Below are 25,305 nucleotides of genomic sequence, written 5' to 3'. Positions count from 1 at the left end.
GAAAATTGGTTACCCCGACAAGTGGAAGGACTATTCGGCCCTGACCATCAGCCGCGAAAGCGCCCTGAACAACCTGTTTGCCGCCGCCGAGTGGGCGGCCCGGGACAACACCAGCAAGTTTGGCAAGCCGATTAACCGCGGCGAGTGGGGCATGACCCCGCCCACGGTGAACGCCTACTACAATTCGAGCATGAACGAAATCGTGTTTCCGGCCGGTATTTTGCAGCCGCCCTTCTACGACCCCAAGGCCGACGACGCGGTGAACTACGGCGGCATCGGCGCCGTGATTGGCCACGAAATGACCCACGGCTTCGACGACCAGGGTCGCAAGTCGGACGCCAGCGGCAACCTGCGCGACTGGTGGACCAAGGAGGACGGCGAGAAATTTATGGCCAAGGCCGCGGTGGTGGGCAAGCAGTTCGATGCCTTTTCGCCCCTCGACTCGGTGCACGTGAACGGCAACCTCACCATGGGCGAGAACCTGGCCGACCTCGGCGGCCTCACCATCGCGCACCAGGCCTTCCAGAAAACGGCCCAGGCCCGGGCCGGCAAGTCGATTGACGGCTTCACGCCCGAGCAGCGCTTCTTCCTGGGCTACGCCCAAATCTGGCGCTCGAACCAGCGTCCCGAGGCCCTGCGCCAGCAAATCATGACCGACCCGCACTCGCCCGGCCAGTACCGCACCAACGGCCCGCTCCAGAACATGCCCGCGTTTCACGCCGCCTTTGGCTGCAAGGACGGCGACAAGATGGTGCGCCCGGTGGCCGACCGCGCGAAAATCTGGTAAGCTTTTTGAACAGGGATGCTTGAATCAAGAACGGGAAATTGTTTCCATTCCTGGTAGGAAAAGGCTCGCTTCTTCGGAGGCGGGCCTTTTTGTTTGGTGCCGGGGCCAGGTTTACATCGGGGGTTTTGCATATTTACAGCGTTATTTGACTTTCGCTGCCGCCTTATTTCTGCGTTTTTATGCACCACCTCGTTTACACCAGCACGGCCAGCGACCCGCTCACCGAAGCCGAATTGCAGCGCCAGCTCAGCCGTTGGCGCGTGAACAATGCCCGGTTGGGCGTGACGGGCGTGCTGCTTTACAGCGAAGGCAGCATTCTGCAAGTGCTCGAAGGGGCCGCTGAGCACCTGCACGCGCTCTTCGCCACCATTGCCGCCGACGTGCGGCACCGCAGCGTGACCAAGCTGGCCGACGGGCCCGTGCCCGGCCGGGTGTTTGCCGGCTGGTCGATGCGGTTTCGGTCGGTCAGCACCACCGATTTTACGCGCTTCGTGCCGCAAAGAGAAGCAGCCATTCCGAGCCACGCCAGCGAATTGGTGCCGTTGCTCGAAGCCTTCATGGCGCAGGAGCCGCTGGCCTGAGCAGCAGTCCGCGGGGGCCACGAGGCCCGTTGTTTTTACTTGTCTGGACCACTGATTTACCCTGACCGAACCCCGCCGGGCATTCCCTGGTTTATTGCCTCGAACCCCCGGGCCGCCGGCCGCACCCGCGTTTCCGGGCACGATTGGGTACTGGCTGTCGCCCCATGCTCCCCTCTTTCGAACTCACTTCGCGCACCATCACCCACCGCCCCGACTTGGGCGTGTTGATTGTGCGCTGGCACCACGACGCTGAAACGGCGGTGCTGCAAGCCGACTACCAGGCGATGCTGGCCACCGCCGAAGAGCTGGGCTGCGCCCGCTGGCTGCTGGACGTGCGCCGCCGCGAAGGCGCCGACCCGGCGATGGGCGCCTGGGCCAGCAACGTGTTTTACCCCGCCGCCGCCGCGCGCCTGCTGCCCCAACGCCTGCGCTTGGCCGTGCTGACTTCCTCGCACATCATCGACCGCTTCCTCGACGACCCGGTGCAGAAAGAGTACGTCGCCTACATGCTGGCGCCCGAGCGGCCCTTCGTCGCCCGCAGCTTTGCCGACGAGGGCGAGGCCATGAAATGGCTGGGCGAAGGCTAGCCGCGGCCCACCGGCGGGCTTATTTCACCACTTCCACTTTGAGGGCAATGTCCTTCACCGGCCATTTGTCGGATTCCACGGGCTCGTTGGCGATTTTGTCCACCACCTCCTGGCCTTCAATTATTTCCCCGAACACGGTGTACTGGCCGTCGAGCGAGGGCACGCCGCCCCGGGTGGCGTAGGCGCTGGCCTGGGCCGCGCTGAGCGGCCGGCCGGCCATGGCCCGCGACTGGCTGGGGGCCAGCTTTTCGCCCACCACGAAGTAGAAATCGGTGTTGGACGACAGGCGCCGGGGGTTCTGCTCGTCGTCGTAGCGGGCCATGCCCAGCGCGCCCTTGTGGTGGAAGTGCCCGGGCCGGATTTCGGGCGGCAGGCGGTAGCGCTTCAGCCGGATGGTGCGGGCGTTGTAGGTCTGGCCGCCCTGCACGGCAAAATCCTTCACCACGCGGTTGAACATCGTTTCGTCGAACACGCCCTTGCGGGCCAGCAGCAGAAAGTTGGCCCGGTGCACGGGCGTGTCGTCGTACAGCTTCACCCGGATGTTGCCCAGCCGCGTTTTCACCAGCACTTCCGAGCCGGGGTACTGGCGGCCGTAGGCCAGCAGGGCCGCGGGCGCCGCGCTGTCGGTGAGGGTGGCCAGGTCGGGGCCGGGCACCGGCGGGGCCGGGCGGGCGGGGGCGGTGGCGGGCGGCGCCTGGTTGCAGGCGGCCAGCAGCGCCAGCGCCAGCCCGGCAGGCCGGCAAGCAGCGAAAACAGAAAGCATTGCAGCAGCGGAAAGCCTCAAGGATGGGGGCAAGCCGTACGCATCGCGCGACGACTTGCGAAAACGAGCAGGGGGCGGGGCGGTACCCGGTGGGGCGGTTTCCGTGCAACGACGGGCGGGGGCCCGCCCCGCCCCCACAAGCCGCGGTTCCTTTACTGTGGTGCGGCCCCCTTTTGCTTGGTCTTTTCGGTGCCGTCGGCGCCTTTGGTCTTCACCTTGAGCTTGTCGGGGGTGGCGGGCGCCGGTTCGGGGGCGGCGGGTTCGGGGGCCGGGGCGGCGTCGGCTCCGTCGGCCATGTCCTTGGCCGACTTGATTTGGTCGACGGTTTCTACTTTCTTGGATTTCTGCTGCGCCAGCAGGAGCTGGTCCTGGGGCAGGGTGTTGCGCTTCCAGGCCGCCAGCTCGGTGCTGATTTTTTCTTTCTCCTGCTTGGTGGGCTTGCCGGGGCGCATCAGGGTGGCCAGGTCGGGCTTGCCGCCGTCCTGCCAGGCCGTGAGCCAGAGCGACGACACCATGGTGGGGGCACCCTTCAGGCGGTAGTCCACCATGCCGCCCACGGCCTTCTCGTAGGCGTCGGCGAAGGCGTCGGAATAGCGGCGCGTGGTTTTGCCGTAGCGGTGCGTGAAGGTGAACCGCACGTCGGGCTTCATCGCCTTCTCAATCTTGGTGGCCCGGTCAAACGTCTCGCCCAGAAAGCCGTAGCTCTGCTGCAACACCACCCAGATGGCCGCCAGCGGGTCTTTCACGTACGCGGCCGGCTCGCCGTCCAGCTTGTAGTCGTTGATGAACCGCTCGGGCAGCTGGCTTTCCCAGAGGTTGTGCAGGCCCTTTTGGTCGGTGAGCTGGCCGTCGTAGTTGATGGTGGTGTGCAGCGGCACGAAGGCGTCGCCCACGTAGTGGCTCAGCTCCGCCGAGTACTTGACGATGCCCAGCGTGTCGCGCTGGCGGAAGGCTTCGGTCAGCTTTTCCTTGGTTTCGAGCACCACCCACGGCACCGTGCCGTACTTCTTGAGCGTGTCGGCCGAAAACTTCTCCACCGCCTTGTCGTACTGCTGGGGCACTTTGCCGAACGGGTCGTTTTCAGAGTAGTGGTCCATGTCGATGTAGTGCTTGGGCGCCTCGGCGGGGTCGTCGTTGCGGCGCTCGTCGGGAACCGTGCTCTGGCGCACCAGCTCAGGCAGGTGCCGGTAGTAGAAGGCCTGCATCGAAGCGGGCAGTTCGTAGACGGCTACCTGCGTGATGATGCGGTGGCCGAAAAAGCCCCAGGCGCTGGCGGTGCCGTGGGCCAGCAGCAGGGCCGCGAGCAGCAGCGGCAACAAGGTTTTTTTCATGTTAAATAGCAAGATTGTCGGACCAGCAAGAATTGCCTTATCCAAAGTTCGGCAATGGCCGCCACATTTAGAAAATCCGGCTGCCGGCCGGCCCTGGGCGGCCCCGGGCCGTACTTTCGCGCTTGGGCCCGCGTACCACATGTTTGGGGCAGAGTTAAAAGTTGAGCGTTAAAAGTTAAAAACCCAGAGCGGTTCTCAGGTTCGTGCACACGGTGCGGCCAGGAAACCTCACGAGACGGGACCCCTTCAGGGCAGCGGGGCGGGCCCCGGTTCGCTCAAAGCGCGAGGCTCAAAGAAGAGAGGGGAGCCAAACGACTTGTATAGCAACCGGAGAACCGCTCTAGTTATTCTGAATTTCAACTTTTAACGCTCAACTTTTAACTCCCCAAAAGGGCCTGTAAACTGCGCTAATTTGGTTGTCCGTTATGAAAACCGCTTGCTTCTTTGGGGTGCTGCTGGGGCTGGCCGCCGCGCCCGTTCGCGCGCAGCCCAGTAGCGCCCCGCCCGGCGCCTACCGCTCGGCCGCCGCCTACCTGCGCCGCCAGCCCCAGCCCGCGGGCACCAACGCCTTTTTTCCCGATAAACGCGGCCAGCTGGTGGTGGAAGTGCCGCGCGGTCCCAGCACCGAAAAGCTGCGCGTGGCCCCCGACAGCGCCTGGGGCTACGTCACGGGCAAGGGCCGCGCCTACCGCCTCTACCGCGGCGCCGAGTACCGGCTCGAACACCCGGACACGCTCTGCGTGTATTCCAGCAACACCACCGTGGTGGGCGGCGACCGCCAGGGCACCACCGCCGGCCGGCTCTACTACTTCAGCCGGGGCCTCACGGGGCTGGTTTTCCCGCTCACTACGCACTACCTGCGCGAAGCCTACGCCGCCGGCAACCCGGCCTTCGCGGCGGCCCTGGCGCAGCTGCCCTTCCACCAGAGCCTGGCCGACTACGACCGCAAAACCGGCCTCTACCGCGTGACCGCGCTGTACCGGGCGGCGGCGGGCACGCCGTAGGGGGCGGGGTAAAGACGCGTATTTGCGTTACGTCGTTGAACAGTAATCATTGCTGCGGCCTGCACAACGAGACGCGAATACGCGTCTCTACCCCGCGCCGATGAATTCAGCACCTGATTCAAACAGTTGCTTTGGTGGCAGGGCCGCGTCCGGCCAAACGCAGGTCGGATGGTTAAGCAAGTATTCTTGGAAAGGGCGCATTGTTCTTGCCTGAGCAGACAAGAATAATTGATAGGTCGGGTTTATTCTTGCCTGGAGGGTGAACGACGAGCAGACCGACGGACAGGTAGCCGTCCTCACGGCCGCTATCGCTGCCGTGCAGGGGCGCTTCGACGCGCTGTCTGCCTAAGCGTAATCGTGTGACCACGCAAAAGGGGCGCCCCAGTAGCTGGAGTGGCCCTTTTGCGTGAAGGTTCCTGGGGGCCGGCGCAGCCCGGGCCATCAGGAGTTGAGGTCAGGAGGCTGGCACCTTGCGGCGCGCCCAGCGCCACAGCGGCCAGGCGCCCGCCACCAGGGCCAGGGCCACCAGGGCGTGCGCGGTGTCGGCCACGGCGTTCATCGCCAGGAATGCCACCGACAGTGCTACCAACAGGCCCGTGCTCCACGGGTGGCCCCAGGCCCGGTACGCCTCGGCGGGGGCGGGGCCTTGCCGCCGCAGCTTTAGCAAGGCCGCGAAGCCCACCACGTAATACCCCACGAACAGGATGCTGGTGATGGCCTCCAGCGCCGCCACCGTGCCGCTCAGCACCAGGCCCAGGGTGAGGACCACCGCCACCACCAGCGCTGGGCGGGGCGTGCCGCCGCTGTGCACCCGTGCCAGGCGCCCCGGCAGCTGCCCCGCCCGGCCCAGGGCAAACAGCACCCGCGTGGCCATCAGCAGCACCGAATTGAGCACGCCCAGCATGGCCACCACGCCCAGGCCCAGCACCAGCCGGCGGCCCAGGGGCCCGGCCAGCGCCGCGGCCACTTCCGCCAGCGGCAGCTCCGATGCCTGAATGGCGGCAAACGGCAGCACCCGCAGCAGCACCGCATTCAACCCAAAATACAGGCCCAGCACCGCGGCCACGCCCCCCAGCAGCGCCCGCGACAAGGTGCGCCCGGGCTGCGGGATTTCCTCGGCGAAGTAGATGGGCGCGTACCAGCCGTCGTAGGCAAACACCACCACTTGCAGCGCCACCACCAGCCCCACGGCCGTAAGCCCCCTGGCGGGGAGCGCCGCCGCGTGCTGCACGGCCGGCGGCAACTGCACGCCCCACGCCAGCAGGCCCACCAGGCCCAGCAGTAGCACGGCAGCCGTGATTTCCTGGGCCCGGCTGCCCTCGCGCAAGCCCCGGAACTGCACCGCGCCCAGCCCCAGCACCGCGGCGCCGGCCAGCAGCCGCGGGCCCGGCGGGGCGGCCAGCGGCAGCAGCGGCGCCAGGTATTCGCCCAGCAGCAGGGCCACAATGGCCCCGGTCACGCAGCTGCTGGTCCAGTCGGCCCAGGCCACGGCCACGGCGGGGAACTCGCCGAACGCGGCTTCGGCGTAGCCGTACCAGCCACCCGCCTGCGGCAGCCGGCCGGCCAGCTCGGCCAGCGTGTTGGCCGCCAGCAATGTGTAGAGCCCGCCCACCATCCACAGGGCCAGCACCGGCCCGGGCCCGCCCAGCGCCTGCGCCAGCTCGCCGGGGCTGCTGAGCACGCCGGTGCCGGCCGTGCCGCCCACCGCCACGGCCAGCCCAAAGCCCAGCCCAACGAGGCGGCGTAGTTTGACGGGAATCAATGAGGAATGAGGAATGAAGAATTGGCAAATGTGTTCGAAATTCCTCATTCCTCATTCCTCATTCCTCATTCCTCATTCCTCATTCCTCATTCCTCATTCCTCAATTAAGCGCAGCGTCACTCCGGTAGGCTACGCCGGCCTTCATCACGAAGGTGGGGCGCAGCAGGGCCGTGATGTCCTGCAGCGGGTCGCCGTCGAGGGCCACGATGTCGGCGTACTTGCCGGCTTCCAGGGTGCCCAGGTTCTGGGTTTCGCCCAGCAGCTCGGCGGCGTTGGTGGTGGCGGCCCGGATGGCCTCGATGGCTGGCATGCCGGCGGCGGTCATGTAGCCAAACTCCAGGGCGTTCACGCCGTGGCGGTACACGCCGGCGTCGGTGCCGAAGGCAATTTTCACCTTGGCCTTGTACGCCCGGCCGCAGTTGGTCTGAATCATCGGTCCGATGGCGAGGGCTTTGGGGATGATGGCGGCCGCGAAGTAGCCGGGGATGCGCGCCGAGTCGGCCACCGACTTGCCGGCAATGATGGTGGGCACGTACCAAGTGCCTTTTTTCACCATCAGGGCGCGGCATTCGTCGTCCATCAGCGTGCCGTGCTCGATGCTGGCCACGCCGGCCCGCACCGCCCGTTTGATGCCCTCGGCGCCGTGGGCGTGGCAGGCCACTTTCAGGCCCAAATCGCGCGCGGTTTCCACCACGGCCCGGATTTCGTCCTCCGAGTACTGGGGGCCGCTGCCGTCCTTGCTTAGGTCGAGCACGCCGCCGGTGCTGGCAATCTTGATGAGGTCGGCCCCGCGCTTGAACTGCTCGCGCACGGCCTGCCGGCACTGGTCGGGGCCGTTGGCGATGAAGGCGGGCTGGCCGTACTTTTCTATCAGGTCGCGGCTTAGGCCGTCGGCCTCGTCCATGTGCCCGCCGGTGGCCGAGATGGCGCCGCCCGCCGTGAAGATGCGCGGGCCGGTGACCTGGCCTTTGTTGATGGCGTTGCGCAGGTCGATGTTCACGCCGTGCTCGCCGCCCAGGTCGCGCACGGTGGTGAAGCCGGCGCGCAGCGTAAGCAGGGCGTCGCCGATGGCGCGGTAGGCGTAGTCGGCCGGGTTCATCGTGAACTGGTTCATGCCGCTGCCCTTGCCGGGGTGCGAGAGCACGTGCACGTGGCAGTCAATCAGGCCGGGCAGCACGGTGCGGTTTTCGAGATTTATGACCTTGTCCTGCGGTCCGCTGGCAGCCGTGTAGCCACTTTGCACGGCCGTAATCCGGTCGCGTTCCACCACAATGGTTTGCTGGCTGAGCAGCTTGCCGCTGCGCACGTCGAGCAGGCGGCCGCAGTGCAGGTAGGTTTTTTGGGCGAAAGCCGGGGCCACCATTAGCAGCAACGCCGCCGTGGCCAGTCCGTGAATAGATTTGCGCGTCATACGTTTGTTTGAATGAGCCGCCAAGGTAAGTGATGAAGCAATGAGGTGATAAATGGGTGATGAGGTGGTAGAAGAACGTCATGCTGAGCTTGCCGAAGCATCTTGCTCGCATCGTTGCAACGTCATTGATTGCTCCCCCACGCGAGTTGCTTCGGCAAGCTCAGCATGACGTTCTTCTACCACTTCATCACTTCATCGCCCATTTATCACCCCATCCCTCCATCGCCCCATCACCCCATCACCTCCCCCCATGACCACCCAAGAAGAATTCGACGCCGCCAGCCAGCGCGCCCAGCAGCTGCCCACCAAGCCCTCCAACATGGTGCTGCTCCAGCTTTATGCCCTCTACAAGCAAGCCACCGAAGGCGACGTGGCCGGCGACCGCCCCGGCGGCTTCGACTTTAAAGCCATTGCCAAATACGACGCCTGGACCGGCCTGCGCGGCACCAGCAAAGACGCCGCCCGCCAGCAGTACGTGGCGCTGGTGAATGAATTAGCAGGGTAATTTCTAGTGATTAACGGTTAGTGATTAGTGGTTAGTTCGGGGTGACACCTGATGGACCGCATGGCAAAAAAGCACGTCACGTTCTGGGCAAACACTAACCGTTAACCACTAATCACTAATCACTAAAACGTGGACATCTCCCGCAAAAAGCCGGCTTACCCGCTCACGCCGGCCCTGCGCGACTACCTGCGCAGCTACGACCGCGAAGCCCCGCTGCCCGTCAGCTACGCCGACCTGCGGTGCTTCACCGGCTCGTTTCCGCTGCTCGACCGCACCGGGCGCGACACGCTTTGGCAAACCGTTTTTTTTGAGCCCCAAACGCTGCGCGAGCTCAGCCAGGGCCTCACCCAGGTGTACGCGCTGCTGAAAACGGCCGGCGACCTGAGTTTTACCGAGCACCTCGTGGCCGACCGCATCGACTACTGCGAATTCGGCAACTCGCAGCCGTTCCGGGTGCGCATCGTCAACCAGTTCAACGACAACTACGACTACTTCTACGTGAAGCAGGCCGATGCCTCCCGCCTCTACGGCCTGGAACTGGAGCACCTGCTCTCGCCCAATTCGCTGACGTACTTGGTGAGCGGCGACACGCTGATTGAGGAGCACATCGTGGGCATTCCCGGCGACGATTTTATTCGCCAGCACCTCAACCGGCCCCACCTCAACCAGGTGCGCATCGCCAAGGAATTCGTGAAGTTCAACGAGCGCTGCTTCGTGCGCCTGCTCGGCGACATGCGGGCCTACAACTACGTCATCGCCGTCACGCCCGACTTCGAGGACGAGCAGTACCGGGTGCGGGCCATCGACTTCGACCAGCAGAGCTACGAGGGCCGCCGGGTGATGTACCTGCCGCAGTTTTTCAAGGACAACGCCGCCGTGGTCGAGATGTGCGCCCGCCTGCTTAAGCCCGAAACCCTGCGCCAGTACCAAACCGAGGAGCGCGCCCTGATGGCCCGCCGCGCCCGCGCCGAGCGCCACCGCCTGCGCGACCTGCTCGACGTGATGCGCCGCCACGACCTGGCCCCGCCCGAAAAAGTCACCCAGCTCAAAGCCGAGCTCAACCGCTACCACCGCACCGAAGTCTTCGACAAATGCGACTCGATGGGCGACCTCGTGCGCCAGAACCTCTGGCTCATGCTCGGGGCCGGCACCAAATCGGCGTAGGGCGGGGGGGGGTAAAATGAAGGCGTTGATTTTATTACCAGCACATTATTTTACGGAAAGACGGGAGTTAATCACGTTGCGTTCAAGCTTGTTCTCATACCTTCATGACCTGTTTCATCACCATTTTGCGGTTTAATTATCCATGAAATTCTTTCTACCCAACCTGACAATTGCTTTGCTGATGGTACTAGGGCTGCATAGCGCGGCAATGGCGGCCAATTCCCTTCCTAGCCTGCCGGCCGGTCGGCCGCTGGCCGAAGTCCTGAATTCCAACGGCACCTTGAAAGCCGAGGCCGTTGGTACGTTTGATGCCCGAAGTTTCCGCATGCAAACCGCGCCCGATGGAAGGCCCGTGTTTCGGCCAGTTGGCACGGCCGGAGCGGGCGACGAACAGTGGCAGGACGGCTTTGGGCTGCTCAATGGCGCTGATTCGCAGGTGAGAAGCGTCGTACAGTCGGGTAATAGTATCTACGTTGGCGGAAATTTTACATCGGTTGATAGGATAATGGCGAGCTACGTGGCTCGTTGGGATGGTTCAGCATGGAGCAGTCTCGGTACGGGCACTGCCAACGGTGTAAACGCGGCGGTCAACGTACTAGCCGTGGCCAGTAACGGCGACTTGTATGCGGGCGGTAACTTCACCCAAGCCGGCGGGTTAGCAGCCAGCCGGGTGGCGCGGTGGAACGGCACGGCGTGGAGCAGCTTGGGCACGGGCTCGGCCAACGGGATGAGCGGTGGGATAAATACTTCTGTTAATGCATTGGCCGTGGCCAGCAACGGCGATTTGTACGCGGGCGGTTCCTTTGCCCAAGCGGGTGGGATAGCGGCTAACAACGTGGCACGCTGGAACGGCACGGCGTGGAGCAGCCTGGGCACCGGCCCGGCCAACGGGGTGAGCGGTGTGGTTAACGCGCTGGTTTCTACCAGTAGCGGCGACCTGTACGTGGGCGGTTATTTCATCCGAGCTGGCGGAACAGCGGTTAACCGCTTGGCTAGGTGGAATGGCACCGCTTGGAGCGATATGAACACGGGGGTGGCCAGCGGCTCAAATGAATACGTTAGCGCATTGGCGGTGGGGGCCAACGGGGAAGTGTACGTAGGCGGTAGATTCACCCAATTTGGTGGAATAGCAGCCAACAACGTTGCGCGGTGGAACGGCACAACTTGGAGCAGCTTGGGCACGGGCCCGGCCAGCGGGATGAGTGGAACAGTTCTGGTTCTTGGCTTCGCCAGTAACGGCGACCTATACGCTGGTGGTGCCTTTGACCAAGCAGGCGGGGCGGCGGCCAACAACGTGGCGCGGTGGAACGGCACGGCGTGGAGCAGCCTGGGCACCGGCCCGGCCAACGGCGTAAGCCGTGCCGTTTACGCGCTGGCCTTTGCCAGTGGCGGGGACGTGTACGTGGGCGGTGCCTTTGGCCAAGCCGGCGGGTTAGCAGCCAACCGCGTGGTGCGGTGGAACGGCACGGATTGGAACAGCCTGGGCAACAACCCGGGCGCGGCCAACGGCGTGAGTGGGCCGGTGGATGCGTTGGTTGTGGCTAATAATGGGGACGTCTATGCGGCTGGTAACTTCAACGTAGCCGGCGGGACGGTAGCGAATGGGGTGGCGCGCTGGAACGGCACGGCGTGGAGCAGTTTGGGCCAGGGTCCGGCCAATGGCGTGAGAGGAATAGTTTCCGCTTTAGCCTTAGCCCAAAATGGCGACCTATACGCTGGTGGTGCCTTTGGCCAAGCAGGCGGGGCGGCGGCCAACAACGTGGCGCGCTGGAACGGCACGGCGTGGAGCAGCCTGGGCACGGGCCCAGCCAATGGTACGGATGACGAAGTTCTCGCGCTGGCCACGACCAGCAACGGCGACCTGTACGTGGGCGGCTATTTTACGCAAGCGGGCGGAGTGCTCTCCAATCACATAGCGCGCTGGAACGGTACGGCGTGGAGCAGCCTGGGCACCGGCCCAGCCAACGGCGTTGAAGATGCAGTTCTCGCGTTGTCCGTGGCTGGTAACGGCGACCTGTACGTGGGCGGCTATTTCACGCAAGCGGGCGGAGTGCTCTCCAATCACATAGCGCGCTGGAACGGCACGGCGTGGAGCAGCCTGGGCACGGGCCCAGCCAATGGTACAGAGGAGGCGGTTCTCGCGCTGGCCATGACCAGCAATGGCGACCTGTACGTGGGCGGCTATTTTATTCAGGCTGGCGGTGCGATAACCAATCAGGTAGCGCGGTGGAATGGCACGGCCTGGAGTGGTCTGGGCACAGGTGTGAACAGGACGGTGAAGACGCTATCTAGCGGCTTGACTGGGAAGCTCGTCGTGGGAGGCGACTTTACGACCACCGGCGATGGTAGTAAACTGATGGCCTGCTTCGGTATATATGACGTCAGCGTCTTGCTAGCTGTAAAGGCACAAGCCGGACCCGGGCCAGCCGCTATATTCCCCAACCCTGCAAGCGGTACAGCCACACTAAGCTTGCCCCCCAGTGCTCCACGCATGCCCCTGATACTGATCGACGCGCTGGGCCGCACGGTGCGCCGCTACCACGTCCCGACCAGCCTTGATATTTTGCTAGACCTGCATGGCCTGCCTGCTGGAGCGTATTTGGTACGCTGCGGGCAATTCACGCAGCGCTTGGTGGTGAAATAGGAGCGTTTCTAGTTGTTGCAATACATTTAAATACTTAAACACGAAAGCCCGCTGGCCAATTTATCAGCGGGTTTTTCTATTGCGCCGCCACGACCTGGCCCCGCCTGAAAAAGTCACCCAGCTCAAAGCCGAGCTCAACCGCTACCACCGCACCGAGGTCTTCGACAAATGCGACTCGATGGGCGACCTCGTGCGCCAGAACCTCTGGCTCATGCTCGGCCCGGAATAAGTTTTCGGTTGCTGGTCGTCAATTGTTCGGTTTGAAAAACCTGTCAACCACCAACCAAGAAATAGGCGAGGCATCAGGGCCGGGTGGTGGCGGCCAGGGACAGCGGGTCGTCCAGGTGCTGATACGCGGTCAATTGGGCCGGGCTTAGTACCTGCTGCAAAGCACGGTAATAGCGGAATTCAACAATGGTGTAGGCCGCCGAAGCCGCCGCCGCGGAAGCAAACCGCGTCCGGGCGAGCGGGCGCAGCGCCTCGACGTAGGCGGCGGTGGCCGTGCGCACGGCCGGCAATTGGGCCGGGCTCAAGGCGGCCGCCCCTGTCAGCTGGGTCACTATTTTCTCAACGGCCTCGGGGTCGGCGCCCACAGCGGCCCGGGTGGGCAGCGCGGCGCCCGCCAGAAACAAGAAGACAACGGCAACGGTACGGAGCAAGAACATGGCAAGCGGCGCAGAAAATTGGATGACAAAAGTGAATTAGCTAATACGAAATTAGAAAAACACCCAAGTCACCCACCGCATTTTCGCCTAACTGTGCAATTAAACCTGTGAATGGTTCTCTGGCCCGGTTCGATGGAGCACTACGCTTTCGGCGCCGGCAAATCAAACGCCACGGCGTCGTGTTCAAAGTGGCCTTTGTGCGAGCCGTCGCAAAACGGTTTTTGTCTTGACAGGCCGCAGCGACAGATGCTGATGCGCTGGCGGCCGCCCAACCCGTAGGGCTGGCCTTGGGCGTCGACTAATTCGATGGCTTCGCCCTCCACGCGGAGGGAGCCGTTGGAGAGAACGGTGAGTTTGAGGGACATGGGGAGGGAATTAAGAATTAAAAATTGAGAATTAAAAAATCAGCACGAGCAAGTTGCGGAATTGAGATTACAAAAAAATGGCATTCATTTTTAATTTTTAATTCTCAATTTTTAATTAAGAGCTACAGCTCTTTCCGCATGATGTAGTCGTTCATGAAATAGGGTCCGATGGGTACGTCTACTTCGCGCTGCCGGGTGAAGCCGCGCCGCTCGTAAAACGTAATGGCGGGGTTGTAGCGGTTCACGTTCAGGTCCAGGAACCGGCCGCCGGCCTGGCGGGCGGCGTTTTCTACGGCTTCAATCAGGTGCACGCCCAAGCCCTGGCCCTGCCGGGTGGGCAGCACGTAAATCTTGTGCAGCTTGTGGCCCGCCCCGCCGTCCTCGCCGGCCGGCAGCGGGCTGAACGATGCGAACCCCGCCGGCTCGCCGGCCACGTAGGCCAGCAAAAACGAGTGGTGCTGCTCCGCCATCTGCCGCTTCAGCGAAGCGGGCGTGTAAATCACCCGGTACATGTATTCCAGTTGCTCGCGCGAGATGATGAAGCGGTACGTGGGCTCCCACGTCGCCTCGGCGAGCTGCATGATGGTGGGGATGTCGTTGAGCGTGGCCAGCGCAATGCGCGGCGGCGCGGCAGGGGCAGCGGGAGTCATAGGCGGCAAAAGACGAAATTGGGGCCAAAAAACCGAAAACCGGGCACTGCCTGAATACGGTTGGTCCCTTCCTTGCGTTGAAGGCCGCATTGCTCGTTCTCTTTTCTGCTTTTTTATGAAATCCGCCCCCCTCTTTCTGCTGCTCCTCACCGGCCTGCCCGTGGCCGGCCACGCCCAATCCAACCCCACCGCCGACAGCTTGCGCCGGCGCGGCGAGCTCGTCGGGGCCCGTCCTTCGGGTGATTTGTTGGCCCGCCCCCGGGGCACCCGCCCCGCCGCCGCTTCCGACCCCGTGCAGCAGCACCTGCTGGCCTCCGATATAGACCTGACGCAAGCCAGTGCCTACCAATTGCCCGACCTCTACGAGCGCTTCATCAGCACCACCCGCGAGGAGCGCCGCCAGTGGAGCTACCGGGACTGGGACGGCGCCGGGCAGGTGCTCGCCCGCCTCAACCAGCGCTACGGACAGGTGCGCACCGAACTGCCCCTCGAAGAGCGGCTGCGCATCCGCACGTTCCAGGGCGAGTTTCACACGCTGCGCGGCGCCCGTGAGGTGAAGAGCAAGCTCGATTAGCTGGCCGCCGGGCCCGCCGGCTGGGCCAGCAGCCAGGCCAGCGCATCCTCGGGGTTGTCAAACACTTCGATTTCTAGGTGGGGCCGCACGGCCGCTACAAACTCCTGGCTGGCAAACTGGTTTTCGCGGTCGGGCGAAAACACGTACGCCATGGCCCGCAGCCCCAGCCCGAGGGCCCGGGGCAGCCATTCGTACTGCAGCCAGGGCAGGGCCTCGCGCCAGTCGCCGCTGGTGTCGCGCTTGTCGTTGAGCACGAGCGAGTAGCGGAGTTGGTCGCGCCAGTGCGTGCCCTGCTCCACCCCGCGAATGACCTCGGTGCCGGTCAGGTGGCCGTGCCAGTGCACGTACATCAGCTCCGCGTCGGGGTAAAACTCGTAGTCGGCCAGCGCCGCCCCGTGGCTGTCTTCCAGGTGGAGAATGTTGGTAGCGAGGCCGAGAAGCATGGTAGTGGGGGTGGGTGTCAGCGATGGGCTTCAAATATATAAATTACTGAATAAAAAATTTGACACCCGCTGTCGTTGCTACCTTTGGGGCTGTTCACTTTTCTCGTTTTCTCTTTCGTAGCGCATGCACATTGCCATTGTCGGCAACATTGGGGCTGGTAAAACCACGCTGGCCCATAAGTTGGCCCAGCATTTCCGCTGGGAAGTATTTTTGGAAGACGTGAATGACAATCCTTACCTGAAGGATTTTTACCACGACATGCCCCGCTGGGCCTTTCACCTCCAGGTGTACTTCCTCAACGGCCGTTTCCGCCAAACCCAGCGCATCAAGGAGCTGCAGAAAGCCGGCCGCGGCATCATCCAGGACCGCACCATTTACGAAGACGCCCACATCTTCGCCGCCAACCTGCACGAGTCGGGCCTGCTCGAAACCCGCGACTACAACAACTACTACGCCCTCTTCGAGTCGATGATTGACCTGGTGGCGCCGCCCGATTTGCTGCTTTACCTGCGCGCCGACCTGCCCAAGCTCGTCAGCCAGATTGAGAAGCGCGGGCGCGACTACGAGAACAGCATCAGCATCGAATACCTCAAAAGCCTCAATGAGCACTACGAAAAGTGGATAGCCGGCTACGGCGCCGGCCGCTCCCTCATCGTGGACGTTACCGAGCTGGATTACGTGCGCAACCCCGAGGACCTGGGCGTCATCGTCGACAAGATAAATAACACGCTCTTCGGTCTATTTTAGCCTTTACGCGCGCCGCACCGCGGCTTTTCGGCGGTGATAGAAAATGCCAACAGCAAGCCCCACCGCTGGTTTCCGGCGGTGGGGCTTGCTGTTTATGCCCGAGCCGCTGGCGTTTGGGGCGCGGAGGCGGGCAGGGCCTGGTTGAAAAAATCCACCAGCGGCCGCGCCGCCGCAATGGCCGCCACCACGGTGGCCACAAAGCCCGGCGCCAACACCGCCGCGTCGGCATAAAACCGGCCCACCCCGAAGGCTTTCAGGCGCAGCCAGGCCAGGTCGGGGTCGGTGGCGGCGTAGCCCCGCGGCGGCCGGCTTAGCCGGGGGCCGGTGGTGTCGAGTCCGTTGGGGAAATACGTTAGCAGCTCCGGGGCTTGTCGCCGCCGGTGAAATTCCGCGCCGTTATAGTGAATTTCCTGCCGCAGAGCCGCCAGCATGGCCGGGGTGGGGTGGAAGGTGCCAGCGCCCAGCCAACTGCGCCCGTCCGGCTGAACGGCCAGGAAATACCCCGCCCGGGGCGCGTGGCGCCCGCCGAGCTTGAGCCCGGCGCCCATGCGGCGCTTGTAAGGCTCGGGGTCGCGGTGGGCCCGGTCGTTCTTGTGCAGCCGGAAGAGGACGTCCGCGGTGGTCAGGCCGGCTAAGTCGGGGTCGGCGGCGGCGGCCTGGGCCAGCACCTGGCGCACCAGCTCGGTGCAGGCCGCGCGGGCGCGCTGGTAGTCGGGGCGGTGTTCGGCCATCCAGGCGGTGGTGTTGTTGGCCGCCAGTCGGGTCAGAAAGTGCAGCAAATAGTCGAGCTCCATGTACAAGGCTGGGCGCAAGGGCCCATACCAGCACAACGCCGCCAACCGAACCAGAGTTGCGGCAGCGGTAGCTGCTCGCGCCGGAGCTTCGGCCGTCGCGGCCAGCGTGCCACGCGCGCACGGCATGGCATAAGGGGGCAGGAATGCTTCTATTTGCGACTCAACACCGTGAGCGCATCCCCCACGCGCACGCGCCCTTGGCCGGGTCCGGTCACGTTTTGGCCAAACAGCGTGCTGTTCCCCGCCTGGCGGTAAGTGGCCAGGGTGCGCAGCGGGTCGCCCACCGGGCTTTTGGTGGCCGTGTGCTGGTCAATGGTGGTGAGCACGCACCGGCCGCACCCCCGCACGGCCCGGAAGGTTGTTTCCCCAATCCGAAACTGCTCCCAGGCGTCGTCTTCGTAGGGCGCGCCGCCCCCAAACACCAGGTTGGGCCGGAAGCGGTTCATGGGCACGGGCTGGGCCAGGCGGGTATTCAGGTCGGCCAGCGCGGCTTCGCCGATGAGCAAAAACGGGTAGCCGTCGGCAAAGCTCACCAACTGGCCTTCGGGGTTGTGGTCCGGCTCCACGTCGCGCCGCACCATGTCCGACATGTACACCAACTTGCACGGCCGGCCCAGCGCTTCGGTCAGCCATTGGTCAGCCTCCGGCGTGCCGCGCCAGGCCCAGGCCATGTCATCCCAGATGGTGACGAACAGCGTGCGCTCGGGCGTAGCCTCAAGTGGAACGAAGAGGGAGCGTAAATCGGGCCGTTGGCGGTGGCTAATCAGAAAGCCGTTGTGGGCCGGGGCCACGGCCAGCAGGGCCAGCGCGGGCTGCTGCCGCTGCGTCATGAAGCGGTTGCGCTCGTCCACCAGCAGCCAGCGGCGGTCGTGCCGCAGGCCGCGGGCCGTCACCCCGGCTTCGGGCACGGCGTAGCCTCCAAGGGATTTGACGGGGTAGAGGAACAGGCCGGTGAGGGTGAGGGGGGCGGACACGGGGCAAAAGTACCGGCGCTGGGCCATTTTACACTGCTTGCCGCCCGGCCGCATCCCGTCCAGGGCGTTATTCCACCACCAACAAATCGGCTGCGCGCACAAACGCCACCCGGCGCTGCCACTCCACCTGGTACCAAATGTCTTGCCGCCCCAGCACGGGCAGCCGGTCGCCGATGGCGGCCGTACTCAGCCACGCGGCCCCGGCCCCCGGCCCGGCCATGAGCGCGGCGCCCGAGCGGGCCACCAGCCCGGCAGGCTTCGGGGGCAAGAAGTGCAAATACGCCCCCACCAAGCCCACGTAGGCCGCGTAGCCCAGCCACGCCCCGCGCCGGCCCCGGCGCCACAGCAGCCAGATGGCTCCCACTACCGCGCCGCCCAGCAGCACCTGCAAGGCCGGGTAGTAGTAGCGCTGCGCCTGCACCTGCAACTCCTGCTGCCACGTGGCCGGGTAGCCCACCAGCCGGTGCTGGACTGCCAGGGCCGCCATCTGCCGCCAGGTGCGCACGCGGGGTTGTCGGGCCTGGGCCAGGCTGAGGTAGAGCAGCGCGGCCGGGTAGTGCCCCAGTTGCTGCTGGGCGTACGCCATTTTGAGCAACAGCTCGGGCGACGCCCGGCGCTGGCGCCACACCTGCCGCCGGTAAGCCGGCACGGAAGCCGCGTACTGCCCGGCCCCGAACAACGAATCGGCCCGTTCCAGGCCCGCCGTCGGGGGCGATGCGGAACCCAGTGCCACTTTGTTTCCGGGCAGCTTTTCGTTCAAGCCGCAGATAGGCAGGAAGATTAGGCCCAGCAAAAGGGTCCGCACAGAAAGAAAGGAGACTTTTTTTTGATTCAAGGTTGCGTATTTCGGGAGGTAGTCGTACTTTTGTGCCCACAAAAAAGGTATCGCCTTTTGAAGTGACAAGGTACCGATTCTGTAGCTCAGCTGGTAGAGCAGTACACTTTTAATGTACGGGTCCTGGGTTCGAATCCCAGCGGGATCACACGGTTGTAAGCAACCATGAGCAAAAAGCCCCAAATCGGATGATTTGGGGCTTTTTTGATTCTGTTTTGGGTTCAATTCGTTCTCCCGAACTCAGAAGGAAGATGTACCCGGCGGTGAACTCAAAACCAGGTTGGTGCTTAGGTCATCAGAGTATAGATAAATGACTGTCTTCTGATAAGAAAGTAGGGATTCGTGCTGGCTGCCCTGTCTGCTTTCCGCGTTACCTACTGGCTGCCTGATGGCCTGAATCTTTTTTGGCCTTGTTCCTCAATAAGAAACCGGCGGTTCTCCAAGCCGTGTTTGAAGTCCGCAACGCTGGCTGCTCAAAGAACTGGAGGACACTGGCTTGGCAAAGCGAAAAGACCGTTCAATTGCCCAAAGCCGCGAAAATCTTCAGCCATCTCTTATCCGGGAACAAGTCCAGTAGTTAATTCTTGCCCGAACACTTCCGTACCGGCATCCATTATTTACCGCTCGCGGGGGGGGGCGGGCTGCTCTTGTTCCAATCGGCTGACGGCTTCAAAGCGTAAGTTTCTACCGCGCCGCTCGTGTCTACACCTCTCGCTAATCCAGCTGCCGATTCGTTGCTTGCCACTATTGAAAGCCCGTTAGCCCAGGAACTGGTCCGGCTGGAAGCCGTTAACGCTCAGCTTTCTGTTTTCTGTCGGTTTCATTCATTTGAGCCAAGGCGAACCCGAATACAGGCTCGGTCCTGAGGTATGCGCAGCAGGACCGAGCGTGTTATCTCCTTCGATTGCCTCAATTAATGCCCCCAGAATGCATCTTCCTGCGCTGCGTCGGCGGAGAAAACCTGCACTTGGGTGATGACGCCGTGCTCGACCGTGTACACGTCGATGTTGTCCACGTCGAGCACGCCACCGGGGGGCTGCGTGGCCTTCCAATGCACGCGACAGGCAACGCGGTTGCCGTTCACGCTCGTCGCAGCAATCTCGGTGAGGGTGAGGCTCCCGGCTGCCAGCTCCTGCATGGTGCCGACCATGGCAAATACTTCATCGCGCGAACGCTTGAGGCCGGCGATGCGGTTGTGGCCGGGCTGGCTCCACTGCACCTGGGGGTGCAGCGCGGCGGCTACCAAGTCAAACTGGCCGCGCTGCACGGCCGTCAGGAAGTTGTGAACGACTTGCTGGGGTTGGTTTTCCATGAGTTGAGTGAATAAAAGGGGGTGATTAAGTGAGGAATTTTCGGTCGCTGGCCCGACCCTTGGGTCAATGCCAGGCTTGGTCAGCGCATTCCCTGCTATGAGCAAGCTTGTTAGGAGTATTTTCATGAAGCAAATTTCCGGGGGCGCGGTCCTCGGTGTTGTACCAGGTAGCGCCAATGAATTACCATTTCCTGCCGTTGGTTGAACTAGGTGGCAGGTAGGCTGCGTGTCAGGATTCTGAGCCCGTGATAACGACCTTGCCCAGGTGCTGACCGGCGGCAAAATACCGGTAGGCCTCGTGCACTTGGTCGAAGGCGAAGGTGCGGTCCAGAACGGGCCGCAACCGGCCGGCCGTAATGGCGCGGTTCATGGCCTCGAAGCCGAGGCGGCTGCCCACGAAAATGGGGCGTACCGTTATCAGGCCCACGAAGAGGGGATTGAGCAAGTCGCTCAGACTGGCAGTAGCCGGCGTGTTTATCGACCCGACACTGCTCACCAGCGCAATTTCTCCCCCAAACGCCGTGGCCAGCACGGACTGGCCGAAGGTGTCCGTGCCGCCGGTTTCGACCACCCGCGTAACGCCGCGGCCGCCGGTGAGGGCCAGTACCTGCCGGGCCCAGGCCGGGTCGGTGCGGTAGTTGAGCACGTGGTCGGCCCCCAACGCTTGCAGCTGGTCAAATTTCGCATCCCGCGAGGTGAGGGCAATGACCTGCGCGCCCACCAGCTTGGCAAACTGGATGGCGAACAGCGGCACGCCGCCGCTGCCAATCGTGAGCACCGTGTCGCCGGCCGCCACGGGCTGGGGGCCGGCGAGGGCGGACCAGGCGGTGAGGGCCGCGCAGGGCAGGGTTGCCGCCTCGGCCCACGACAGATGCTCCGGTATCTGCACCAGGGCATCCTCAGCAAGGGTCACGTATTCGGCCAGCATTCCGTCCAGGGTGCAGCCCAGTTGGTCGGCAATGTCCCAGCCCACGCGTCCGTCGCGCCAGCGGGCAAAGTAGCTGCCCGCCACCCGGTCGCCGGCTTTGAAGCGCGTGACCTGCGCCCCCACGGCCGTAACTTCACCCGCGCCGTCGCTCAGCGGCACCACGTCCTGCCGCGGGGGCAGCGGGTAGGTTTGGTGCAGGATGTAGAGGTCGCGCCGGTTGAGCGACGTGGCTCGCACCCGCACCAAAACCTCGTGGGGCTGGGGCACCGGCACTTCCCGCTCGCCCAGGACCAGGCCGCTGATGTCGCCGAATTTGGCAATTTGATACTGTTTCATGCGGGGGAGGGTTGAAAATGAGATGGTGGAGTGGATATTCTAGGGGCGGGTTGGTTGGCCCGTAGCGTTTTGTCTTTGCCGGGAAGGGGCCGTCAAGTGGTCGAGCACGCCAAGTGCGGGGGGTGAATGACAAGGCAAAATTCCTCGTTAAAGCTTCCTTCCGTTGTATCAATACGCGCCAACAACTTGCCATCTTGCGCCAATGCTTGGCGGCTCTTGTGCAGGCGAAATAGCTTTGTTAAAACCCTCCTGCTATGAACCCGCAAGCACAATTGGCCCTGGCTTTATTCGCGTATGCTGCCCAGCGCGGTGTGGCGCCGGCGCGGCTGGAAAAACTGGCCGGCGTGCGCGTGGCGGAGCTGCAGGCGCCGGCCCCCGGCCCGCTGTCGGCCAAGCAGTGGCAGGACCTGTGGCTCAACGCCGCCCACCTCACCCAAGACCCGCTGTTTGGCCTGCGCTTCGGCGAAGCCGCCACGCCCGCCGCCTTGGGCATCGTGGGCCAACTCATCCAGAGCTGCCCCACGGTGGGCGCGGCCGTGACCCAGGCCGCGGCGCTACTGCCCCTGCTCACCGACTACCTCCGGCTGGAGGTGCAGCGTTCGGCGCAGGCTTTCACCTTGCGCTTCCGGCTCACCGCCGCCGGCCAGGCCGCGCCGCCGGAGGTGTTTGGACACCTCATTGACTTTTTGCTGATGCTGGTGGTGCACGAGCTGGATGGACTGGTGCTGGCGCGCCTGGAACTGCGCGCCGTGGCGTATCCGCCCGCGGCACGCTGGCTGCCCGACCACGGCCGGACGCTGCGCGCCGCGTCGGCGCGGGAGGGACAGCCGGGCGAGTACGTGTTGGAGTTTGGGGGCAACTATTGGGACGTGCCCATCCTGACCGGCAACTACGAGCTGCAGGCCGCCCTGCTGCGCAAAGTGGACGAGTTGCGGGCGGCCCAGCCGGCCGTCGGTCAGCTGCGGGACAAGGTCGCGGGGCATTTGCTGGCCAATTCCTACCTGGGCCTGCCGTCGGTAGAAAAATTGGCGGCGAACTTCAACACCAGTGCCCGCAGTTTGCAGCGCCAGTTGCGCGCAGAAGGCACTTCCTACCAGGACGTGGCCGACGCCGTGCGCAAAACCCTGGCCCTGCACTACCTGCAAGCCCGGGCGCATCCGTTGAAGGAGGTGTCGTACATGCTCGGCTACAACGAATTCAGCGCCTTCAGCCGGGCTTTTAAACGGTGGACCGGCAGCAGCCCGGCCCGGTACCGAACCGCCGGGCCCGCGTGAAGCAAGGGTTTGGCGGCCGGCGCATCGGGAACGCCCGTGCTTCGTGACCGGCGGGTGGGGCGAGTTGAAAAAAAACAGCCGCGCGATTGTCCAATTCGGGGCCGCTCACGCATCAAGGGGATGAAATCAACCATTCATCAATCCACAACCCAATGGAATCCCGTCTCAACGCTTACGAAACCGCCCCCAACGCCATGAAGGCGTTGTATGCCCTGGGGGGCTACGTCGAAAAATCGTCGCTGGAGCTGCCGCTGCAAATGCTGCTTTCCTACCGGGTGTCGCAGCTCAACGGCTGCGCCTTCTGCCTCGACATGCACTCCAAGGACCTGCGGGCGCAGGGCGAAACCGAGCAGCGCCTCTACGGCTTGGACGCCTGGCACGACGCGCCGTACTACTCCGCCCGGGAGCGGGCCGCCCTGGCCTGGGCCGAGGCCCTGACCACTCTGCGGCCCGGCCACGTGCCCGACGGGGTGTACGAGGAGGCCCGGCTCCAGTTTTCCGACGTCGAGCTCGTTGACTTGACCCTGGCGGTCGTCACCATCAATGGCTACAACCGGGTCAACATTGCCTTTCGCACGCCGGCCGGTGACTACCAGCCCGGTCAGTACAGCCGCGCCTAATCCGAACTGAAAATGGAACATGTAATCGTTGCCCCGAAGAAAGCTTCAACCCTGCAAACCGTTGGTTACTGGGTCGCCACCGGGTTGGTATTATTTGAGCTACTGTACGGAGCCAGCTGGGATTTTAATTGGGTGAACAAAGGCTATGTTCAGACAGTGATGACGCACCTGAACTACCCGTCTTTTCTGCCGGCGATGCTGGGCGCGGCCAAACTATCGGCGGCCCTCGTCCTGCTCGCACCCCGGCTGCCGGTCCTGAAAGAATGGGCGTACGCGGGCCTCACTTTCCTGTTTGGCGGGGCCGTCGCATCGCACCTCGCCGCAGGAGATGGCATGAACGTGACTGTTTGGCCACTGGCTTTCGGTGCGCTGGTCCTTGCTTCGTGGTGGTTGCGCCCGGCCAACCGCCGGGTGGCAGCCGTCACGGCCGCCGAGTGGCGCCCCGACGCCGGTTGAGCCTGCCGAAGCTCGTGCCTTTTTATAACTCATTTTCCGCCTTCACGCCCATGCAAACCTTCTTATTACTGTTTCGCCACCCCGACCATGCGTTCAGCGGGTTGCCCGCCGAGGAAATGCACGCCCTGACCAAGAAATGGCAGGATTGGGTGGGGGGCATTGCCGCGCAAGGCAAGCTCACTTCTCCCGGCACGCGCCTGGGGCCCGAGGGCAAGGTGCTCAAGGCCGGCGGGGTCATCACCGATGGCCCGTTCGTGGAAATCCGGGAGCGGTTGGGCAGTTTTGTGGTGGTACGCGCCGATAGTTTGGATGACGCCACCACCCTGGCCCACGGTTGCCCGGCCCTGGATGTGGGCGGGAGCGTGGAAATTCGCACCATTATGGCTTAATGCAATTCCCTCAAGTTCCAGTTGGCCGGCTGACGGCCAGGAAAGATTCGACCGCGTCATGACTCCGGCAGATAAGGCGTTAAAGGAGTTGTTTCAGGCCGAGTTCACCAAAATGGTGGCTGTCATCGGCCGCTATTTTGGTTTGCAGCACCTGGAGGCGGCCGAAGATGTCGTGGGCGAAACCTTCCTTTTGGCAACCCAGACCTGGACGACCACGGGCCTGCCGCCCAACCCCGCGGCCTGGCTCTACGCCGTGGCCAAGCAGAAATCCCTGCTGCTGCTGCGCCGCGAGAAACTGTACGAGCAGAAAATTCTGCCGGAACTGGCGGCCCGACAAGACCGGCAGCAAGCCTCCTTCGAGTTGAATTTTTCGCCGCAATCCATTCGCGACAGCCAATTGCAGATGCTGTTTGCCATCTGCACGCCGGCCATTGCCAGTGAGGCCCAGATGGGCCTGGCCCTGCGCATTCTCTGCGGGTTTGGCATCGAGGAAATTGCGGAAGCTTTTTTCTCCACCAAGGAGGCCATCAACAAGCGCCTGTTCCGGGCCCGGGAGAAGCTGCGGGCGGCCCATATTTCATTGGAACTACCCGACGATGCCAACATTGCCCGCCGGCTCGACAGCGTGCTGCACGTGCTCTACCTGCTCTTCAGCGAGGGCTATTATTCGAAAACCCAAAACCAGATTCTGCGCCAGGACCTGTGCCGCGAGGCTTTGCGCCTGGGCCTGCTGCTGACCGAGTACGCGCCCACCAACCAGCCCAAAACCAACGCCCTGCTGGCCCTGATGTGCTTCCACGCCTCGCGCTTCGGGGCCCGACTGGCCGGGGGCGCCGCCCCGGTGCTCTACGAGCAGCAGGACGAAGCCCTGTGGGACCACGAGTTAATTCAGCAGGGCACGCGGTTTCTGTTACGCTCTGCGGAAGGGACGGCAGTCAGTTCCTACCACCTCGAAGCCCGCATTGCGTGCTGGCACTGCCAGAAAGCGGATACGGCTGAAAAGTGGGAAGAAATCTTACAGCTCTACAACCAGCTGCTGCTGCTTAATTATTCCCCGAGCGTGGCCCTGAACCGGACATTCGCCTTGTACAAGGCCAATGGGGCCGCGGTGGCGCTTGTGGAAGCCGAAAAGCTGCGGCTGGAAGACAACCACTTCTACTTTCTGCTGCTGGGGGAGCTGTACCAGGAAATGGCTTCTCCCCGAGCGCTGCCCAGCTTTGAGCGCGCCTATGCTTTGGCCAAGACCCCCGCCGAGAAAGCCGGCATCCAGCAGCGGATTGATTCGCTGACGCACCCGCAATAAGGGCGTATCCGAAAAATACTTGTGCTGCTGAAAGCCCGTCATGCTGAGCGCAGCCGAAGCATCTCGCCCGCTTTGTTGCAGCAATTCGGACGAAGCGAGC

28 protein-coding genes and 1 tRNA gene are annotated in these 25,305 nt (G+C 63.6%); 16 read left to right on the top strand and 13 right to left on the bottom strand.

Features of this window, described 5'->3' with window-relative positions:
• The 3 genes from RMO51_RS19930 to RMO51_RS19920 form a co-directional block, all read left to right on the top strand.
• On the top strand, positions 1–787 hold a 787-nt coding region (locus RMO51_RS19930), incomplete at its 5' end, for a M13 family metallopeptidase (RefSeq protein WP_310397731.1).
• 179 nt (positions 788–966) lie between these two features.
• On the top strand, positions 967–1,368 hold the full coding sequence (locus RMO51_RS19925; RefSeq protein ID WP_310397730.1) for a BLUF domain-containing protein: 402 nt from the start codon (positions 967–969) through the stop codon (positions 1,366–1,368).
• 164 nt (positions 1,369–1,532) lie between these two features.
• Positions 1,533–1,955: a hypothetical protein gene (locus RMO51_RS19920; RefSeq protein WP_310397729.1), complete on the top strand. Its 423-nt coding sequence runs from the start codon at positions 1,533–1,535 to the stop codon at positions 1,953–1,955.
• A 19-nt stretch (positions 1,956–1,974) separates the two neighbouring features.
• On the opposite strand, the gene RMO51_RS19915 is transcribed toward RMO51_RS19920, so the two are convergent.
• Both RMO51_RS19915 and RMO51_RS19910 read right to left on the bottom strand, forming a co-directional pair.
• Positions 1,975–2,718 (bottom strand): peptidylprolyl isomerase, encoded by a 744-nt coding sequence (locus RMO51_RS19915; RefSeq protein WP_310397728.1) that lies wholly within the window; start codon positions 2,716–2,718, stop codon positions 1,975–1,977.
• Between the two features lie 152 nt (positions 2,719–2,870).
• On the bottom strand, positions 2,871–4,049 hold the full coding sequence (locus tag RMO51_RS19910) for a zinc dependent phospholipase C family protein (protein ID WP_310397727.1): 1,179 nt from the start codon (positions 4,047–4,049) through the stop codon (positions 2,871–2,873).
• Positions 4,050–4,474: 425 nt separating this feature from the next.
• On the opposite strand from RMO51_RS19910, the gene RMO51_RS19905 reads away from it, so the two are divergent.
• Entirely contained in the window at positions 4,475–5,053 is a 579-nt protein-coding gene (locus RMO51_RS19905) for a hypothetical protein (protein ID WP_310397726.1), read from the top strand.
• Positions 5,054–5,507: 454 nt separating this feature from the next.
• On the opposite strand, the gene RMO51_RS19900 is transcribed toward RMO51_RS19905, so the two are convergent.
• Positions 5,508–6,815, bottom strand: a complete 1,308-nt coding sequence (locus RMO51_RS19900) for an APC family permease (RefSeq protein ID WP_310397725.1) — start codon at positions 6,813–6,815, stop codon at positions 5,508–5,510.
• 100 nt (positions 6,816–6,915) lie between these two features.
• Positions 6,916–8,226: an amidohydrolase family protein gene (locus tag RMO51_RS19895; RefSeq protein ID WP_310397724.1), complete on the bottom strand. Its 1,311-nt coding sequence runs from the start codon at positions 8,224–8,226 to the stop codon at positions 6,916–6,918.
• A 250-nt stretch (positions 8,227–8,476) separates the two neighbouring features.
• Between RMO51_RS19895 and RMO51_RS19890 the strand changes: the two genes are divergently transcribed.
• The 4 genes from RMO51_RS19890 (at position 8,477) to RMO51_RS19875 (ending at position 12,768) form a co-directional block, all read left to right on the top strand.
• Entirely contained in the window at positions 8,477–8,731 is a 255-nt protein-coding gene (locus RMO51_RS19890) for an acyl-CoA-binding protein (RefSeq protein ID WP_310397723.1), read from the top strand.
• A gap of 129 nt (positions 8,732–8,860) precedes the next feature.
• On the top strand, positions 8,861–9,895 hold the full coding sequence (locus RMO51_RS19885; protein WP_310397722.1) for a hypothetical protein: 1,035 nt from the start codon (positions 8,861–8,863) through the stop codon (positions 9,893–9,895).
• 280 nt (positions 9,896–10,175) lie between these two features.
• Positions 10,176–12,539 (top strand): hypothetical protein, encoded by a 2,364-nt coding sequence (locus RMO51_RS19880; protein WP_310397721.1) that lies wholly within the window; start codon positions 10,176–10,178, stop codon positions 12,537–12,539.
• Positions 12,540–12,618: 79 nt separating this feature from the next.
• Positions 12,619–12,768, top strand: coding sequence for a hypothetical protein (locus tag RMO51_RS19875; protein WP_310397720.1), 150 nt, complete (start codon positions 12,619–12,621; stop codon positions 12,766–12,768).
• A gap of 73 nt (positions 12,769–12,841) precedes the next feature.
• Here RMO51_RS19875 and RMO51_RS19870 read toward each other — a convergent pair whose 3' ends face one another.
• From RMO51_RS19870 to RMO51_RS19860, 3 genes are all read right to left on the bottom strand, one after another.
• Positions 12,842–13,204 carry a hypothetical protein gene (locus RMO51_RS19870; RefSeq protein WP_310397719.1) on the bottom strand — a complete coding sequence of 121 codons (363 nt, stop codon included), beginning with the start codon at positions 13,202–13,204 and terminating at the stop codon, positions 12,842–12,844.
• Between the two features lie 140 nt (positions 13,205–13,344).
• On the bottom strand, positions 13,345–13,569 hold the full coding sequence (locus tag RMO51_RS19865; RefSeq protein WP_310397718.1) for a CDGSH iron-sulfur domain-containing protein: 225 nt from the start codon (positions 13,567–13,569) through the stop codon (positions 13,345–13,347).
• A 122-nt stretch (positions 13,570–13,691) separates the two neighbouring features.
• A complete protein-coding gene (locus RMO51_RS19860) occupies positions 13,692–14,219 on the bottom strand; it encodes a GNAT family N-acetyltransferase (protein WP_310397717.1) in 528 nt (175 codons plus the stop codon).
• Between the two features lie 115 nt (positions 14,220–14,334).
• On the opposite strand from RMO51_RS19860, the gene RMO51_RS19855 reads away from it, so the two are divergent.
• Positions 14,335–14,793 (top strand): hypothetical protein, encoded by a 459-nt coding sequence (locus RMO51_RS19855; RefSeq protein ID WP_310397716.1) that lies wholly within the window; start codon positions 14,335–14,337, stop codon positions 14,791–14,793.
• Here the strand turns inward: RMO51_RS19855 and RMO51_RS19850 are convergent.
• Positions 14,790–15,236: an STAS/SEC14 domain-containing protein gene (locus tag RMO51_RS19850; protein WP_310397715.1), complete on the bottom strand. Its 447-nt coding sequence runs from the start codon at positions 15,234–15,236 to the stop codon at positions 14,790–14,792. The two genes, RMO51_RS19855 and RMO51_RS19850, sit on opposite strands and share 4 nt — an antisense overlap.
• Positions 15,237–15,360: 124 nt before the next feature.
• Between RMO51_RS19850 and RMO51_RS19845 the strand changes: the two genes are divergently transcribed.
• Positions 15,361–15,984, top strand: a complete 624-nt coding sequence (locus tag RMO51_RS19845) for a deoxynucleoside kinase (protein WP_310397714.1) — start codon at positions 15,361–15,363, stop codon at positions 15,982–15,984.
• A 92-nt stretch (positions 15,985–16,076) separates the two neighbouring features.
• Here RMO51_RS19845 and RMO51_RS19840 read toward each other — a convergent pair whose 3' ends face one another.
• The 3 genes from RMO51_RS19840 to RMO51_RS19830 form a co-directional block, all read right to left on the bottom strand.
• Positions 16,077–16,778, bottom strand: a complete 702-nt coding sequence (locus RMO51_RS19840; protein ID WP_310397713.1) for a DUF2461 domain-containing protein — start codon at positions 16,776–16,778, stop codon at positions 16,077–16,079.
• Positions 16,779–16,927: 149 nt separating this feature from the next.
• The gene (locus RMO51_RS19835) at positions 16,928–17,752 is read right to left on the bottom strand and encodes an MOSC N-terminal beta barrel domain-containing protein (protein WP_310397712.1); all 825 of its coding nucleotides are present in this window, start codon (positions 17,750–17,752) and stop codon (positions 16,928–16,930) included.
• Between the two features lie 67 nt (positions 17,753–17,819).
• Complete coding sequence (locus RMO51_RS19830) at positions 17,820–18,485, bottom strand: hypothetical protein (RefSeq protein ID WP_310397711.1); 666 nt, start codon at positions 18,483–18,485, stop codon at positions 17,820–17,822.
• A gap of 177 nt (positions 18,486–18,662) precedes the next feature.
• On the opposite strand from RMO51_RS19830, the gene RMO51_RS19825 reads away from it, so the two are divergent.
• Positions 18,663–18,735: transfer RNA gene (locus RMO51_RS19825), tRNA-Lys, on the top strand.
• 765 nt (positions 18,736–19,500) lie between these two features.
• Here the strand turns inward: RMO51_RS19825 and RMO51_RS19820 are convergent.
• Both RMO51_RS19820 and RMO51_RS19815 read right to left on the bottom strand, forming a co-directional pair.
• Positions 19,501–19,899, bottom strand: a complete 399-nt coding sequence (locus tag RMO51_RS19820; RefSeq protein WP_310397710.1) for a nuclear transport factor 2 family protein — start codon at positions 19,897–19,899, stop codon at positions 19,501–19,503.
• A 229-nt stretch (positions 19,900–20,128) separates the two neighbouring features.
• Positions 20,129–21,163 (bottom strand): NAD(P)-dependent alcohol dehydrogenase, encoded by a 1,035-nt coding sequence (locus RMO51_RS19815; protein ID WP_310397709.1) that lies wholly within the window; start codon positions 21,161–21,163, stop codon positions 20,129–20,131.
• Between the two features lie 254 nt (positions 21,164–21,417).
• On the opposite strand from RMO51_RS19815, the gene RMO51_RS19810 reads away from it, so the two are divergent.
• The 5 genes from RMO51_RS19810 to RMO51_RS19790 all read left to right on the top strand — a co-directional run bounded on the left by RMO51_RS19810 (position 21,418) and on the right by RMO51_RS19790 (position 25,205).
• Positions 21,418–22,437, top strand: a complete 1,020-nt coding sequence (locus RMO51_RS19810; protein WP_310397708.1) for an AraC family transcriptional regulator ligand-binding domain-containing protein — start codon at positions 21,418–21,420, stop codon at positions 22,435–22,437.
• 152 nt (positions 22,438–22,589) lie between these two features.
• Positions 22,590–23,057 (top strand): carboxymuconolactone decarboxylase family protein, encoded by a 468-nt coding sequence (locus RMO51_RS19805; protein WP_310397707.1) that lies wholly within the window; start codon positions 22,590–22,592, stop codon positions 23,055–23,057.
• A 12-nt stretch (positions 23,058–23,069) separates the two neighbouring features.
• The gene (locus RMO51_RS19800; RefSeq protein WP_310397706.1) at positions 23,070–23,513 is read left to right on the top strand and encodes a DoxX family protein; all 444 of its coding nucleotides are present in this window, start codon (positions 23,070–23,072) and stop codon (positions 23,511–23,513) included.
• A 50-nt stretch (positions 23,514–23,563) separates the two neighbouring features.
• The gene (locus RMO51_RS19795) at positions 23,564–23,902 is read left to right on the top strand and encodes a YciI family protein (RefSeq protein ID WP_310397705.1); all 339 of its coding nucleotides are present in this window, start codon (positions 23,564–23,566) and stop codon (positions 23,900–23,902) included.
• A 58-nt stretch (positions 23,903–23,960) separates the two neighbouring features.
• On the top strand, positions 23,961–25,205 hold the full coding sequence (locus RMO51_RS19790; protein ID WP_310397704.1) for a DUF6596 domain-containing protein: 1,245 nt from the start codon (positions 23,961–23,963) through the stop codon (positions 25,203–25,205).
• Positions 25,206–25,305: the final 100 nt, after the last annotated feature.

It is taken from the genome of Hymenobacter sp. (assembly GCF_031398885.1).
GTDB lineage: Bacteria > Bacteroidota > Bacteroidia > Cytophagales > Hymenobacteraceae > Hymenobacter.
This window is presented reverse-complemented; position numbering and strand designations above follow the sequence as displayed.